This window comes from Luteimonas granuli (genome assembly GCF_007795095.1).
GTDB classification, from domain to species: domain Bacteria; phylum Pseudomonadota; class Gammaproteobacteria; order Xanthomonadales; family Xanthomonadaceae; genus Luteimonas; species Luteimonas granuli.
Genome location: NZ_CP042218.1, coordinates 436,902 through 451,561 on the forward strand (window position 1 = coordinate 436,902; position 14,660 = coordinate 451,561).

Genomic DNA, 14,660 nt, shown 5'->3' on the forward strand with positions numbered 1-14,660 from the left:
ACATGCGGAAGAATCAGGACGGCCGCTTGCGCGGCCGTCCTTTTTCTGCGGATGATCCGCCGGTTTTCTGCGGGTGATCCACCGGGCGCAATCAGTCGCGCACCGCCGCCGCGGCGTTCACCCGGCCGGCGCCGTAGAACGGGTCGTTGCCCGCCTCGCCCAGGTCCTCGGCGGACTTCCTCAGGATCGCTTCCACCTGCGCCGGCTTGATCCCGGGATGCTTGCCGTAGATCAGCGCGGCCACGCCGGCCACATGCGGTGCCGCCATGCTGGTTCCGGCCGCCCACGAATAGCTGGCGAACACCGAGGTTCCGGAGATGGAATAGCCTCCGGGCGCGAACACCCCGTCGAACACCCAGCAGGGCTGGATGACGCCCGCGACCACGCACAGGGTTTCGACCTCCGAGTCGAAGTCGCCACCCGGCGCGGCGAAGGCCACTTCGGACCGGCCATGGTTGGAGTAGCTCGCCGGCAGGTCGAGGTCGGCCCTCTCGGTGTTCATGCCCCAGGCATCGGGCGCCGTCGCCGAGATCGCCAGCACCCCCGGCAGCCCCCCGGGGAAGGCCATGACGTTGGCGTCGTAGTCCATGTTCCTCGCGTCGTTCCCGGTGGACGCCACCACGAGCGTGCCCTGGCTGCGGGCGTACTGGACCGCCCGCTTGGTGGCGTTGACCAGCTCGGCCACCTCCTTGCCGCCGACCGCCAGCCCGTCGCGCACGCCCAGGCTCATGTTGATCACGTTCGCGCCTGCGTCCGTGGCGTGCACAATGCCCTGGATGATCCCCGCGAACCCGCCGCTGCCCGTAACCTCCGACAGGACCTTGACCGCGATGATCCGGGCCTCGGGGGCCACGCCGATGGTCCCGATGCCGTTGTCGGCCGCGGCGGCGATGCCTGCGACATGGGTACCGTGGTTGAAACCGCTGACCAGCGCGCGGCACACGCCCTCCCCCGGCACGAACGAGGTCGAACGGTCCAGGTCGAGGTTGGGCGCGATATCCGGGTGCAGGCAGGCCACGCCCGAGTCGAGTACGGCGATGGTCGCACCCTGGCCGCGGTAGCCGGCGTTCCAGGCACCGGCCACGTCGATCGCCCCGGCGCCCCACTGCAGGTCGAAGCGGATGTCGTCCTCGCCGGAGGCTGGCGGGTTGGCGAAGTCCGGGCCGATCTCTTCGCCGACCAGCGAGAGATCCTGGGGGATGTCGAACTCGAGCTGGATGTCGCGGGTCGTCGTCAGCCCGGCGATCGCAGCCGCCGCGGTGGCGAAGTCCGGGTTGTCCGATTCGACGATGGCGATGCCCACCTGGGGCAGGTTGGCGGTGATCGTCCCGCCCGCCGCCTCGATGCTCGACTGCTGGTTCTTGTTCAGGCCGTTCCCGTTGGCGGAAACGACATAGGTCGCCGCGTGTGCACTGGCGGCGATCGCAAGGCCGGACACCACGACACCCACGGCAACGGACAGCTTCTTGCGCTGGTTCATCAGGGATCCCTCTCTCTCCGAAGTGGTACCGCATGGCAGGCGAACACACCGCCTGTCGTCTGGCTCACGTTGCCCGGACCCTCTTCCGGCCACACGCGGCTCGGGAGCCGGGCTACTCTTCGTCCATGGCCGCTTCCAGTGATCCCCGCGAGGCCGCGCTGCGGCGGCGCAAGGCCATCGCCCTGGGCCTGCTCGGCCTGGCCGGGGCGGGCCTGGCCGTGGTCTCGGTGCTCGAGCGCAGCCATCCGCACTGGATCCTCGGCTTCCTCGCCAGGGTGTTCGAGGCCGCGCTGGTGGGCGGGCTCGCGGACTGGTTCGCGGTGGTCGCGCTGTTCCGCCACCCGCTTGGCATGCGCTGGATCCCGCACACGGCCATCATTCCCTCGAAGAAGAACGCGTTGGGCGCAAGCCTCGCCGACTTCATCTGCGACCACTTCCTCGGCACCAGGCAGGTGGCCGACAAGTTGCGGTCGATGGACATCGCGGGTTCGGTCGCCGGCCGGCTCGCCGACGCGGGCTTCTCGCAGGCCATGGGTCGGGCGCTGGCCAGCGCCCTCCCCCGGATCCTCGACGCGCTGGAGAGCGAGGAACTGCACCGGTTCCTGCAGCGGATCGCGGAGGCGCGGCTGCGACAGGTCGATCTCTCGGGCGCGGTGGCGGTCGTCCTGCGCCAGCTCACCGCGGACGCCCGCCACCAGGCCCTTGTCGATGCCGGCCTGGCCTACGCCGGCGACGTCCTGGCCGCCCCCGGCACCCACGAACGGATCGCCGAGATGGCCACGCGCGAACTGTGGAAGGTGCTGCGCTACCTGAAGCTGGAAGGCGTGGTCGCCGACAAGGTCGCCGACAAGCTGGTGGCCGGCATGACCGCCATGGTCGACGACATGGCCGCCGACCGCGACCACGAGATGCGCCAGCGCATCGGCGCCGAGTTCGAGCGCCTGATCCTGCGCCTGGAGGACGACCCGGCGCTGCGCGAGCGGGTGAACCGGTTCCGCGACCAGCTGATCGAGGACTCCGACCTGTCACGTTACCTGCGGAGTCTGTGGCGCGACCTGGCGGCATGGATCCGCGACGACGCCGCGCGCGAGGACTCGATCATCGCCGACCGCATGGCCGGCGTCGGCGCCGAAGTAGGCGCCCGGCTGGCGGCCGACGATGCCATGCGCGCCTGGATCAATCGCGGCATCGTCGACCTGGTGCTGCCCGAGGTGGAGCGCTACCGCGAAGGCATCCGCGGCTTCATCATCGATCGTGTGCACCAGTGGAGCGCCGACGAGCTCACGCGCGAACTGGAGCTCGCGGTGGGCCCGGACCTGCAGTTCATCCGCTACAACGGGACGGCGGTCGGGGCACTGATCGGCGGCGTGCTGTACGTGCTGGTGCACGGGATCCAGCGGCTCGCGTGAGCGCTCAGGAAGACTTGCGGCCGGAACCGGATTTCTTGCCGCCGCCGTCCTGCTTGTTGACCGTGGCCCAGGCGATGCGCTCGGCATCCTCCTTCGAGCGCCCCTTCTCGCGTTCACTGTCCTCGATGTGCTCCGCCTTGCGCTTCTGCTTGTCGGTGTAGGCCGACTTGTCTCCGCGGCTCATGTCCAGGCTCCTCGCTTCTGCGGGGTCAGCCGCGCGGCCCGCCCATGACGGGCAGGATCACGCCGTTCACGTAGGACGACATCACCGGTGACGCCAGGAAGACGAACGCCGGCGAGATCTCCTCCGGCTGTGCCGGCCGCCCCATGTCGCTGTCCTTGCCGAAGGCGGCCACGTCCGGAGCGGCCTTGTCCGCCGGATTCAAGGGCGTCCATACCGGCCCTGGCGCCACACAGTTCACGCGGATGCCACGGTCGAGCAGGTTGCTCGCGAGCGACAGGGTGAAGGCGTGGATCGCGCCCTTGGTGGCGGAATAGTCCAGCAGTTTCGGGCTCCCGAAGATCCCCGTCTCGGAGCCCGTGTTGACGATGCTGGCGCCCTCCTCCATGTGCCACAAGGCCGCGCGCGCCATGTGGAAATAGCCGGCGATGTTGGTCTGCAGGGTTTCCTGCAGGTGCCTGTCGCTCAGATCCTCGAGCCGCTCGGCGTGCTGCTGGAAAGCGGCGTTGTTGACCAGCACGTCCAGCCGGCCGAAGGTCTTCACCACCCTGCGCACCGCGTCGTTGCAGAACCCGGGGTCGCGCACGTCGCCGGCGATCACCAGACAGCGGCGGCCCTCCGCCTCGACGTGGCGCCGGGTTTCCTCCGCGTCCTCGTCCTCGGCGAGGTGCAGCACGGCGACGTCGGCGCCCTCGCGCGCGAACAGCACCGCCACCGCGCGGCCGATGCCGGAGTCGCCGCCGGTGATGATCGCGGCCATGCCTTCCAGCTTGCCGCTGCCTTCATAGCCTGGCGCGAGGAAGCGCGGTTCGAGTTCCAGCGCGTGCTCGTTGCCGGGCTTGGCCAGATGCTGCGCGGGCATGGGGTTGGAGGGCTGACGGCGAGCACCGGCCTGCACCGGCTGCTTCTTCGCCGGGGCCTTCTTCTTCGCGCGCGTCGCGGCCTGTCCGGCTTTCTGCTGGATGTCCCGCTGCCGCTCGACGGTCCTCGCCGCTTCCGCGCGGCCGCCGACCTTTGGCGCCTTGCTGCCAGACGTCTTGCTGCTCGTACTGCGGCCGGCCTTGCCCGTCGTCCTGCCACCGGTTTTGCTGGTCGCCATCCCCGCGCCTCCGCCTCTGCCATCACCCGGACGCTAGCGTCGCGGCCGTTCGCGCGCCGTCGTCATGGCGTGCAGGCGATGTCATTCCAGCCTGGGCAACGCCTGCTCGAGACCGGCGAATCCTTCCCAGGGATCCTTGCGCAGTCGCGCCGCGCGCCGGCGCGCAGCGGCGAGATCGAAGGCGGCCGGGCCATCCACCCGCCCCAGCTCCTCCCAGCGGATCGGTACCGCCACCGGCGCGCCCCGGCGCGCGCGCAGCGACCACGAAGCCACGCTGGTGGCGCCGCGCGCATTCCGCAGCCAGTCGATGAAGATGCGCCCGGGTCGCTTGGCCTTCGACATCGTGGCGACGTAGCGCGTGGGCGACTGGGCCGCCATGGCTTCGGCGAATCCGCCGCAGAAGGCACGCACGTCGTCCCAGTCCGGTCCCTTGCCTATGGGCACCACCACATGGACGCCCTTGCCGCCCGACAGTCGCACGAAGCTGTCCAGCCCCGTCTTGCGCAGGTGGTCGCGCAGGTCGCGCGCGGCGCGCACCACGTCGGGCCACCCCGTCCCCTCCCCCGGGTCCAGGTCGAAGACCATGCGGTCGGGCCGCTCCGGGTCCTCGACGCGCGCGCCCCAGGGATGGAATTCGATGGTGTTCATCTGCACCAGGTCGATCACGCCTTCGATGTCGTCGACGTAGATGTACGGCTCCCTGCCGCTCTTCTGCTTCAGCACGATCGAACGCACGTCGTCGCCCAGGCTCTCGGCGTGATGCTTCTGGAAGAAGCACTGGCCTTTCGTGCCGTCCGGGCAGCGAAGCAGGGACAGCGGGCGCCCGGCCAGTTCCGGCAGCAGCCAGTCGGCCACGGCGCGGTAGTACTCGGCGACGTCCCGCTTCGTGTAGCCGGCGCCCTCGAACACCACCCGGTCCGGGTTGGTGATGCGGGTTTCCTCGCCCATGTCGACGGCCCTCCTGCCTGCCTTGCCGACGCGCTGCGGCACCTCCACGTCGGACGCGCGTTTGTCGATGCGCAGGCGCTTGAACGCGCCCTGCCGCAGCAGGCCTTCCTTGCCCCAGCCGCGGAAGGCGATCTCCGCCACCAGCGCCGGCTCGATCCAGTGCACCGAGCGCAGCGGCAGCGCGATATGCGGAGGCAGTTCGACGGTGGCGGCCTTGCGGTCGAGTCTGCGCATGCGCGCACCAAGGTCGCGCAGCATGGCATCGTCGAAGCCCGTGCCCACGCGCCCCACGTAGCGCAGCCCGCGCCCTTCGCGGGTGGCCAGCAACAGCGAGCCGAAACCGGTGCGGCTGCCCTTCGGATCGGTATAGCCCACGATGACGAACTCGTCGCTGGACTCGTGCTTGACCTTCAGCCAGTCGTTGCCGCGGCCGCCGCGGTATGCGCTGCCGGCGCGCTTGCAGATGATGCCCTCAATGCCCCGGCGGCCGGTCTCGGCGAAGACCTCGGGGCCATGCCCGGTCACGTGTTCGCTGTAGGCGAGCAGTCCGGGCTCCGTCGGCAGCAGCGCCTTGAGCAGCGCCTTGCGCTCCTCCAGCGGCGCCGCGCGCAGATCCGCGCCCGCCACGCCGGGCAGGTCGAACGCCAGATAGCGCAGAGGCGACTTCGAACTGCCGTCGATCACGCGCTGCAGTTCGGAAAAATCGCTATGGCCGTCGGCGCCCAGCACCACCAGCTCGCCGTCCAGAAAGGCGTCGGACACCGGCAAGGCCTCCACCGCGCGCGCGACCTCGGGGAAGGTCTCGTTCCAGTCCAGGCCTCCGCGCGAGCGCAGCCTGGCCGCGCCATCGACCATGTCGACCATCAGGCGGTAGCCATCCCACTTGATCTCGTGAAGCCAGCCGTCGCCGGTCGGCGCGGTGGCGCGCAGACTGCAGAGCTCGGGTTCGAACCCGACCGGCATGCCTTCGCGCGCCCCCTTGAGCTTCAGTGCGCGCCGCCGCCACGTGGCGTCCGCCTTTCGCCTGCGCGGTGCACGGCCCACCCCGGTCGCGATGCGCGCCGGGGTGGGCGCGTCCACCAGGTCGTCAGCCTCGACGTCGGCGGCATACGCGTCGCTGCGCTTCAGCAGCAGCCACTGCGGCTGGCGGCCCTGTTTTCCCGTGCGGACCAGGGTCCAGGCGCCCTGGAGCTTGTCTCCACTGAGCCGGAAGTCGAGCCGGCCGGCGGCGATCGCCTGCAGCGGCTCGCCGTCGCTGGCCCAGTGCCCGCGATCGAACAGTTGCACGCGGCCGGCACCGTAGTTGCCTTCCGGGATCTCGCCCTCGAAGCCCGCATAGGACAGCGGATGGTCCTCGACCTCCACCGCCAGGCGCTTCTCCCCGGCCCGCAGCGACGGTCCCTTGGGGACCGCCCAGCTCTTGAGCACGCCGTCGGCCTCGAGGCGGAAGTCATAGTGGCGGCTGCTCGCGTGGTGCAACTGGACGACGAAGATCGGCCGGTGGCCGATCCTGGTGGCGGGTCCAGCGCGCGGCTCGGGCGTGGCATCGAAGCGGCGCTTGCGGTCGTAGTCGCGCAGGCTCATCGGCCGCGCCCCTCAGCCCGCTTTCCGGCTCGTGCCCGCGGCCTTGCCCGTGGTCTTCGAGGTCTTCTTCGCCGCCTTCTTCGTCGATTTCGCGGAAGTCTTCTTCGCGGCCTTCCGGGTCGGCTTCGCCGGCGTCCTGGCCGCCTTCGCCCCCGCTCCGCCGCTCTCCTTCGACGGCTTCTTCGCCTGCGTGGGTTTCTTGGCCGGCGTGCGCCGGTTGCTGCTGATGCTCTTCTGGAGCAGGGCCATGAAATCGACCACGTTGGTGGTCGCGTCCGCATGCGCCTCGTGGTCTTCTTCATCGACCTTGCGCACCACACCCTGGGACTTCATGCGTTCGCGGATCACCTTCTCCAGGCGCTCGCGGAACTCGTCGCGGTAGCTGTCCGGATCCCACTCGCCGGCCATCGAGTCGATCAGCTGCCGGGCCATCTCGAACTCCTTGTCGGTGATCCGGTAGTCGCCCGTGGCGCCTTCCGGAAGCCGGTATTCGGCCGGATCGACCAGTTCCTGGGGGTAGCGGAGCAGCATCAGCACCAGTGCATCGCCCTGGGGGATCACCGCCGACAGATACTCCCGGGTGCGGATCACCACCCGCGCGATGCCCACCCTGCCGGTGTCGCGCAGCGTCTCGCGCAGCAGCACGTAGCCCTTCTCCGCCTTCTTGCCGGGCACAAGCACATAGGGCTTCTCGAAGAACGTGAGCGGAATCTCCGAGGCGTCGATGAAACTCTCCACCTCGACCGTCTCGTGGCTCTCGGGCGCGGCCGAGCGGATGTCCTCCTGCTCCAGCACCACGTAGCTTCCCTTGTCGTACTCGAAGGCCTTGACGATGTCCTTCCAGGGCACTTCCTCGCCGGTCTCGGCATTGACCCGCTCGTAGCGCACCGGGCTGTTGTCGCGGGAGTCGAGCATCCGGAAGCTGAGGTCGGTCCGGCGCTCCCCGGACATCAGCGACACGGGAACGTTGAGCAGGCCGAAGCTCAGGGTGCCGGTCCAGATCGGTCGCGCCATGGCGGGCCTCCGTGGGGAGGGTGGACTCCGGATGCTGGGTGCAGGGGGTGAGACGGCGGTGAAGCGCCGCCGAAGCTGGCCCTTCGGCCGCATCTGGGGGGTCCGAGGGCTTGCCGGATGCGGCCCCCGCTGCTGTATACTGCGCGGCCCATCGGGGCGGTTAGCTCAGCGGTAGAGCATTGCCTTCACACGGCAAGGGTCAGTGGTTCGATCCCACTACCGCCCACCATACATAAACCCCTGATTTTCAGGGGTTTTTCGTATGGGCCGGGAAGTGCGGATGGATCAGGGAAACGCCGCACCCGTCACCCGCTACGGAATGACGTAGCGCACCGAGATCGTCTTCCGGGACGGCAGGACAACGACAACGACGACGTTGTCCCCGGACTGTGGCCGGACACCGGCAGCCGCGAGCTTCTTGCCATCCGCCGTGAGTTCCACGTCCTTGCGGCCGCTCGTTCCGACGATGGTGAGCTTGCCGGTGATGCCCGTCGTGGACATCAGGTCACCATGGTCGTCCAGGTAGATCTGCGCCCCTCCCTCTGCCGCTGGAACCAGCTCGAACGAAACGTCCTGCGCGGCCTTGACAATGCCTCCGAAGCGAGGCTTCGCCTCACCGTGTGCCAGCGCAGCCGCAGACAGCGAAACCCCGAGTGCGATCGCGAGGATCCTCGCCAGAAGCGGACGGGTCGAAAAATACTGCATTGAAGAACCTCCATCGGTTCACTGGTGCGGCACGCTTGGCGGCGCCGCGTAGCCTGCCTCGACGGACGCGGAACTAGAACGCGTCCTGAAGCTCCTGCCTTCCCGCGGACAGCTCCCCTCCGGAGCGGGTTTCCGCCACCAGGCGAGTCGTCGCCTTCTCGCCATAGAGGTGGTACAGGACCGGCGTCAGCAAGGTGTCCAGCATGGTCGAACTCACCAGCCCGCCGAAGATGACGACGGCCACCGGATGCAGGATCTCCTTGCCGGGAGCGTCGCCGGCCAGCAGCAGCGGCGTCAGCGCGAGCGCTGCGGTGAGCGCCGTCATCAGTACCGGGGTGAGGCGCTCCAGGGAACCGCGCACGATCATCCTCTCGCCGAACGATTCACCTTCGAACCGGCACAGGTTGATGTAGTGACTGATCTTCAGGATGCCGTTGCGGGTGGAGATGCCTGCCAGCGTGATGAAGCCGACCATGGATGCCACGGACAGTTCGACTCCGGCGACCCACATGGCGATGACGCTGCCGATCAGGGCCAAGGGCACGTTCGCCATGATGATCGTGGTCAGTGCCAGCGAGCGGTAGCGGCTGTAGAGGAGCAGGAAGATCAGCGCAAGGGATACCAGGGCGAGGCCCGCGATCAGCCTGGTCGCCTGCTCCTGGGCCAGGAACTGGCCCTCGAGCGTGACGAAGTACCCGGTGGGTATCTCCATCCCATCGACCACCTTCCGCACCCTGGAGATGATCTCGCTCATGTCCGACCCGTCGGTATTGGCGTAGACCACGATCCTGCGGCGGCCATTCTCGCGCCCGATCTGGTTGGGGCCATCGGTCTCCGCGACCTCGGCGATGGAGGACACCGGAACCCGCCCCACAGGCGTGTCGATCAGCGTCCGCATCAGGCCCTGCGGGCTGCGGGCGTCGTCCGGAAGACGGACGACGAGTTCGTAACGGCGCGTGCCATCCACGATGTCGGCCCCGTGCGCGCCATCCGTCAGCACCTGCAGCAACCGGACCGCTTCGCCGGGAGCCAGCCCGGCCTGGGCCGCGCGCTGCTGGTCAATGCGGACGGTGATCTGCGGGATCAGCACCTGCTTCTCGATCGTCAGGTCGACGAGGCCGGGAACCGTTTCGAGGTGCTGCCGGAGCTGCTCGCCGACCCCCCGCAGTGTGTCCAGGTCATCGCCGAAGATCTTCAACGCGACCTGCGCGCGCACGCCCGACAGAAGGTGGTCAAGGCGGTGCGCGATGGGCGCGCCGATGGCGGTCTGGGCCGGCAACAAGGACAGCTTCTCGCGGAGGTCGGCCAGCACCTCCTCCCTCGTGCGGTCCGAGGGCCCGAGGTCCACGTCGATTTCAGAGGCATGCACGCCCTCCGCATGCTCGTCCAGTTCGGCCCTGCCGGTCCTGCGACCCACCTGCGTGACTTCGGGAACCTGCAGGATCAGCTCCTCGGCAGCGCTGCCTATGCGGTTCGCCTCTTCCAGTGATGTGCCGGGACTGAGCAGCATTCCCAGTACCAGCGATCCCTCGTTGAACTGGGGCAGGAACGAACGGGGGAAGAACGCCACGCTGCCCGCGGCGAGCAGGACCGCGATCGCCGCGCCGCCGAGCAGCACCCTGGCCCGCTGGAACGACCAGGACAAAAGGCGTTCGTCCCACTTCTTCAGCAGCCGGACGAGTGGACCGTCCCCGTGCTCGAGCCGCCTCATCTTCGGCAGCAGGTAGCTGGCCAGCGTCGGCGTCACGGTGATCGAAACCAGAAGGGAGGCCAGGATCGAGACGATGTAGGCAACGCCGAGCGGGGCGAACAGCCGCCCTTCGATCCCCGGCAGCGCGAACAGCGGCACGAAAACCAGGACCACGATCGCGGTCGCGTACACGATGCCCGACCTCACCTCCAGGCTGGCCTGGCGCACGACCTGGAGAACCGGCGTCGGACTGCCCGCCTCCCGGTTCAGCCTCAACCGGCGCTGGATGTTCTCGATGTCGACGACCGCGTCATCGACGAGCTCGCCTATGGCGATCGCAAGGCCGCCCATGGTCATGACATTGATCGACAGCCCCATCCACCGGAACACGAGCGCAGACATGGCCAGCGACAAGGGGATCGCCAGGAGCGAGATGATCGTCGTGCGTGCGGACAGCAGGAAGGCGAACAGCACGATCGCGACGATGATCGCGCCATCGCGCAGGGCTTCCGCGACGTTCCCGATCGACGCCTCGATGAAATCCGCCTGGCGGAACAGGACTTTCGGTTCGCCGACGCCCGGAGGCAGCGAGCGCGACAGCTCCGCCAAGGCCTGATCCACCCCGGCCATGACCTGCACGGTATCTGCACCGGGTTGCTTCTGGACGCTCGCGATCACCGCGGGGCTGCCACCGTAGCTTCCATCCCCACGCTTGTTCGCGGGCGCGAAGCGCACGTTCGCGATCTGGGAGAGGTGGATGGGCGCGCCGTCGCGGAAGCCCACGGGTATCCGTTTGAGGTCCTCGATTTCCAGGCTCCGGCCGATGTGGCGGATGAGGTACTCGCGGCTGTTGAGGTCGATGAAGCCACCACCCGCGTTGCTCGCGAAACCTCGCAAGGCCGCTTCCAGCTCCGTCAGAGACACCCCAGCCAATGCCATGCGGGCCGTGTCGGGCTCCACCCGCAGCGTGCGCACGTCGCCACCGATCGGAATGACCTGCGATACCCCGCTCACCGACAGCAACCTCGGGCGGACCACGTAATCGACGTACTCCCGCACCTGCATGGCGTTTCCGTCGGCGCCGGACGCGATCGGGAACGCAATCAGGGTGATTTCCCCCATGATCGAGGTGACCGGACCCATGGTGGGTGAGATTCCCTCCGGAAGCTCTTCGCGCACCAGCGACAGGCGCTCCGAAACCATCTGGCGATTCCGGTAGACGTCGGTGCCCCAATCGAACTCCGCGTAGACGATCGACAGGCCGACGCCGGAGGTCGACCTCACCCTGGTGACGCCCGGCATTCCGTTGAGGCTGGTCTCGATGGGGAAGGTGACGGTCAGCTCCACCTCCTCGGGTGCCATGCCCCCCGCTTCGGTAAGCACCGTGACGACCGGCTTGTCCAGGGATGGAAACACGTCCACCGGCGCGCGCACGGCGACGAGGCTGCCGTAGACCAGCAGCAGCGCCGCGGATGCCAGCACCATCAGGCGGTTGCGCAGGCTGAAACTCACGATTCTGTCGAACATCGACGCAGGCTCCGGACGCTGGTCAGCGAATCTGGGCAAGCAGGGCCGCGCCCTGGATCACCACACGGTTGTCGTCGCCCAGGCCCTGCACGACCACGACATGTCCGGCATCGAGTGACTGCGTCTGCACGGGCTGGGGAAGGTACCGTTCGGCTCCTGACTTGATCCAGACGATTGGCTCATTGGCCGCGTTGCGCACCACCGCCTGGCGCGGCAACACGACCCCGCGCACGCGCGTCCTCAGGCGCGCGACAACCGTCACCGGCTGTCCCAGCACCAGTGGCAGCGTGGTCTCCCCGCCCTCCGACCTCGCGAGCGTGACACTGAAACTGAGCGGGATCAGACCATCGCGCAGGCTGGCCGCCGCGCCCACCAGCCCCAGCGCCGCCTCATCGACTCCGGCGATGCTCGCGCCATCAATCTGTGCCGCCAACCCGGCGTCCGCGGTGACCGCCTCCACCTGGAGATGCGCCGGATCGACGATCTGGAAAAGCACATCGCCAGCACTCACGACCTTGCCGTTCATCGCGCTCGCCTGCGCGATGACACCCGATACGGGTGCAATGAGCGGCTCGCGACCATCGAGTCCAGCACCGATGCTCCTGCTGGCGGCCTCGAGGCTCGCCAGCTCGGCCCGTGCGGCCTCGACCTCCTTGGCCGGAACGGTATCCGGCAGCGATTGCAGGCGCTCCACGCGCTTGCCCGCGATTTCGAGTTCACTCCGCAGTCTCGCGAGCTGTGCCTGCTGGTTCGCGCGTGCATACGGGTCGGCGTTGTAGCGCACATAGCCAAGGACCTGCCCTTTGCGCACCGCCTGGCCGACCGTGGGAAGGCCGCCTCCATCCGGCTCGATCCGGCCTCCGCTCATCGGCTGGACAAGGCCGCCGGCATTCGGATCGTTGACGACCCGACCCAACAGTTCGACGCTCGCCGCCGCGTCCTCCGACTTCGAGAACATGGTGCGGACAGCCATCCGGCGCTGGGCCGCCATGGGAATGTTGACGCTGCCATCCGGCAGCCGCGACAGACCGGTCCCGGTTCCGGCCTCGGCCGGACCGTCGAGGTGCTCTCCGTTGGGACCGTGGGCCCCGGGGGCAGCCATGCTGTCGGTGGCGACGATCGCCAGGAACCCGAGCAGGGCGACCAACGCCCCCGCCCGAGCGCGGGGCATGGGGTTGCTGTTCATGAGCGGACTCCCGAGAAACGTGCCCTGGTCCGGCGGCGGCGATGGAACAGGAGGCCGGCGAGCGCCAGCGCTACGGCCGCCGCCGCAATCCAGAGTCCCGGCCTGGAGCGGTCGTGGTGTTCGTGTTCCGCGACATCCAGTGCGCCGGCGACGATATCGAACTGCTCTCCCGTGTCGATCGTGAACGCCAGCGAGTGCATGCCGGGGCCATTGAGCCGGTCTGCGAGCTCGCGGTCCATGAAGCTGTAGACGCCTGTGGAAGGATCGAACTCGGCCCTGACGGTCCTGCCGTCGCTGTCGAGATCGACCGTGGCGCCATCCACGGGCGCATTGGTCTCGTACACATTGATCATGACGGACACTCTGTCGTGCTCGACGTGCGCCACGAGTTCAAAGAGCTCGCTGTAGCCCTCCATCCGGGGCCTGCCATCGAGGGCCGCGATCGACCCGGCGCCGGGACTGTCCAGGTGTTCTCCATTCGGGCCATGCGCTCCCGGCGCGGCGATCGATCGCCCGGAAAGCAGCGGCACCAACAGGAGGAAGAGCAGGAAAACGCGGTTCATGGGAATGCTCCAATCGCATGCAGCAGGCTGGTATGAGCGAGGCCCCGCTCGGCTTTGCGGCGCGCAAGATCCGCGCTGGCCGCTCTCGAGTCGCGGTGGGCAAGAAGAAGTTCGGCGAGCGGGATCTCCCCGGCGGCGAAGGCCCGCTCCATCATCCGTTGGCGCCGGGACAGCAGTTCGGCCCGCTGCCGGGCCCCCTCGAGCTGGCGACCGGTGATCTCGAAGTCCGACCGGGCAGCAGCCAGGTCGGCGGCATGCTTGCTGCGCGCCAGCGACAACTCGGCCTGTGCCACGTCAAGGGCGGATTGGGCAGTGGCCTGGGCAAGCTCGCGCCTGGCGCCGAGGCCCAGCGGTATTCGCAGCGCGAGCACCAGACTGCGATCGCCCGTCGCGGCGGGACCGTCGGATTCTTCCTTGGCTCCCAGCGTCAGCTCCGGCGGTGCGCCGAGGGAGCGCCGCACTGCAGCCCTCTCGCCTTCGGCGCGACGGACCGACGCCTCCGCGGCCACCAGGGACGGCGGCGTACCCGCCCTGGAGAGCAGGCTTCTGCTGTCGATCCGCGCCTCGGCTTCCATCTCGCCGGCCTCGACCGTCTCCTCGTAGCCGGTCAGCACCGTCCAGCGCGCACGCGCGGCCTCGAGCCGACGCAGCGCGTCGTCCCTTGCCATCTCCGCGTCGAGCACCCCGGCACGGGAGGCAAGCAGGTCGCTCGTCGCCAGATCACCGAAGGCCACCCTGCGCTCGACCACGCCCGCCAGCTCCACCAGGGCGTCGACCGCAGATTGCGCGGCAACCAACTCGGCCTGGCGGGCAGCAATGTCCCACGCCGTTTCTCGGACGCGCGCCGCGACCTCGAGCTGCGCCTGCGCGAGGTTGGCGCTCGCCCATGCTGCATCCGCGCGCGACGCATCGACTGCCGCCCGGCGCTGCCCCGGCATCCACAAGGGCCAGCTGAGACCGATCTCCGTTTCCGTCGCACTGCCCGCTCTGGCGCCGCCATACCAGTCCCCCTCCTCGCGCGACCACGCCAGGGCGGGACTGTCGGCGGCGAAGCTGCGTGCGACCCGCATCCCGGCCTCTGCCCGGCGCGACTCCGAATCGGCATGTCGTGCCTCCACTGCAATGCGCCAGGCCGCATCGACCGCTTCAACAAGCGTCGGTCTCCCCGCGATGCCGGCGGCGGAAGCAGCCGGCGCGACGAGAAACAAGGAAGCCAACAGCAGGCCCGCCAACGGGCCTGGGCAGAAGCATCTCATGATCGATTCCTTGAGACC

General features: G+C 68.7%; 11 protein-coding genes and 1 tRNA gene. 2 read left to right on the plus strand and 10 right to left on the minus strand.

Annotated elements, in window-relative coordinates; translation table 11 throughout:
• Positions 1-91: 91 nt before the first annotated feature.
• Positions 92-1,480, minus strand: a complete 1,389-nt coding sequence (locus FPZ22_RS02000; RefSeq protein ID WP_144889793.1) for a S8 family serine peptidase — start codon at positions 1,478-1,480, stop codon at positions 92-94.
• A gap of 125 nt (positions 1,481-1,605) precedes the next feature.
• Here FPZ22_RS02000 and FPZ22_RS02005 point away from each other — a divergent pair, with 125 nt between their 5' ends.
• Positions 1,606-2,889 carry a DUF445 domain-containing protein gene (locus tag FPZ22_RS02005; protein WP_168198899.1) on the plus strand — a complete coding sequence of 428 codons (1,284 nt, stop codon included), beginning with the start codon at positions 1,606-1,608 and terminating at the stop codon, positions 2,887-2,889.
• Positions 2,890-2,893: 4 nt separating this feature from the next.
• On the opposite strand, the gene FPZ22_RS02010 is transcribed toward FPZ22_RS02005, so the two are convergent.
• From FPZ22_RS02010 to ku, 4 genes are all read right to left on the minus strand, one after another.
• The gene (locus FPZ22_RS02010; RefSeq protein WP_144889797.1) at positions 2,894-3,073 is read right to left on the minus strand and encodes a hypothetical protein; all 180 of its coding nucleotides are present in this window, start codon (positions 3,071-3,073) and stop codon (positions 2,894-2,896) included.
• 25 nt (positions 3,074-3,098) lie between these two features.
• The gene (locus FPZ22_RS02015; protein ID WP_144889800.1) at positions 3,099-4,169 is read right to left on the minus strand and encodes an SDR family oxidoreductase; all 1,071 of its coding nucleotides are present in this window, start codon (positions 4,167-4,169) and stop codon (positions 3,099-3,101) included.
• An 81-nt stretch (positions 4,170-4,250) separates the two neighbouring features.
• A complete protein-coding gene (gene ligD / locus FPZ22_RS02020; protein WP_144889802.1) occupies positions 4,251-6,701 on the minus strand; it encodes a DNA ligase D in 2,451 nt (816 codons plus the stop codon).
• A 12-nt stretch (positions 6,702-6,713) separates the two neighbouring features.
• Positions 6,714-7,715, minus strand: coding sequence for a non-homologous end joining protein Ku (gene ku / locus FPZ22_RS02025; protein ID WP_144889804.1), 1,002 nt, complete (start codon positions 7,713-7,715; stop codon positions 6,714-6,716).
• 154 nt (positions 7,716-7,869) lie between these two features.
• On the opposite strand from ku, the gene FPZ22_RS02030 reads away from it, so the two are divergent.
• Positions 7,870-7,944, plus strand: a tRNA-Val gene (locus tag FPZ22_RS02030).
• An 83-nt stretch (positions 7,945-8,027) separates the two neighbouring features.
• Here the strand turns inward: FPZ22_RS02030 and FPZ22_RS02035 are convergent.
• The 5 genes from FPZ22_RS02035 to FPZ22_RS02055 all read right to left on the minus strand — a co-directional run bounded on the left by FPZ22_RS02035 (position 8,028) and on the right by FPZ22_RS02055 (position 14,618).
• Entirely contained in the window at positions 8,028-8,420 is a 393-nt protein-coding gene (locus FPZ22_RS02035) for a hypothetical protein (RefSeq protein ID WP_144889805.1), read from the minus strand.
• 73 nt (positions 8,421-8,493) lie between these two features.
• On the minus strand, positions 8,494-11,637 hold the full coding sequence (locus tag FPZ22_RS02040) for an efflux RND transporter permease subunit (RefSeq protein ID WP_144889807.1): 3,144 nt from the start codon (positions 11,635-11,637) through the stop codon (positions 8,494-8,496).
• A gap of 22 nt (positions 11,638-11,659) precedes the next feature.
• Positions 11,660-12,823 (minus strand): efflux RND transporter periplasmic adaptor subunit, encoded by a 1,164-nt coding sequence (locus tag FPZ22_RS02045; protein ID WP_144889810.1) that lies wholly within the window; start codon positions 12,821-12,823, stop codon positions 11,660-11,662.
• The gene (locus tag FPZ22_RS02050) at positions 12,820-13,386 is read right to left on the minus strand and encodes a hypothetical protein (RefSeq protein ID WP_144889812.1); all 567 of its coding nucleotides are present in this window, start codon (positions 13,384-13,386) and stop codon (positions 12,820-12,822) included. The genes FPZ22_RS02045 and FPZ22_RS02050 overlap by 4 nt, the downstream gene beginning before the upstream one ends.
• Positions 13,383-14,618 (minus strand): TolC family protein, encoded by a 1,236-nt coding sequence (locus FPZ22_RS02055; RefSeq protein ID WP_210412691.1) that lies wholly within the window; start codon positions 14,616-14,618, stop codon positions 13,383-13,385. Before FPZ22_RS02055 ends, FPZ22_RS02050 begins: the two co-directional genes overlap by 4 nt.
• Between the last annotated feature and the right edge of the window lie 42 nt (positions 14,619-14,660).

Bases quoted from the DNA above. Each gene is read 5' to 3' on its own strand.
- FPZ22_RS02000 (WP_144889793.1), bottom strand. From the start codon at position 1,480: ATGAACCAGCGCAAGAAGCTGTCCGTTGCCGTGGGTGTCGTGGTGTCC.
- FPZ22_RS02005 (WP_168198899.1), top strand. From the start codon at position 1,606: ATGGCCGCTTCCAGTGATCCCCGCGAGGCCGCGCTGCGGCGGCGCAAG.
- FPZ22_RS02010 (WP_144889797.1), bottom strand. From the start codon at position 3,073: ATGAGCCGCGGAGACAAGTCGGCCTACACCGACAAGCAGAAGCGCAAG.
- FPZ22_RS02015 (WP_144889800.1), bottom strand. From the start codon at position 4,169: ATGGCGACCAGCAAAACCGGTGGCAGGACGACGGGCAAGGCCGGCCGC.
- ligD (WP_144889802.1), bottom strand. From the start codon at position 6,701: ATGAGCCTGCGCGACTACGACCGCAAGCGCCGCTTCGATGCCACGCCC.
- ku (WP_144889804.1), bottom strand. From the start codon at position 7,715: ATGGCGCGACCGATCTGGACCGGCACCCTGAGCTTCGGCCTGCTCAAC.
- FPZ22_RS02035 (WP_144889805.1), bottom strand. From the start codon at position 8,420: ATGCAGTATTTTTCGACCCGTCCGCTTCTGGCGAGGATCCTCGCGATC.
- FPZ22_RS02040 (WP_144889807.1), bottom strand. From the start codon at position 11,637: ATGTTCGACAGAATCGTGAGTTTCAGCCTGCGCAACCGCCTGATGGTG.
- FPZ22_RS02045 (WP_144889810.1), bottom strand. From the start codon at position 12,823: ATGAACAGCAACCCCATGCCCCGCGCTCGGGCGGGGGCGTTGGTCGCC.
- FPZ22_RS02050 (WP_144889812.1), bottom strand. From the start codon at position 13,386: ATGAACCGCGTTTTCCTGCTCTTCCTCCTGTTGGTGCCGCTGCTTTCC.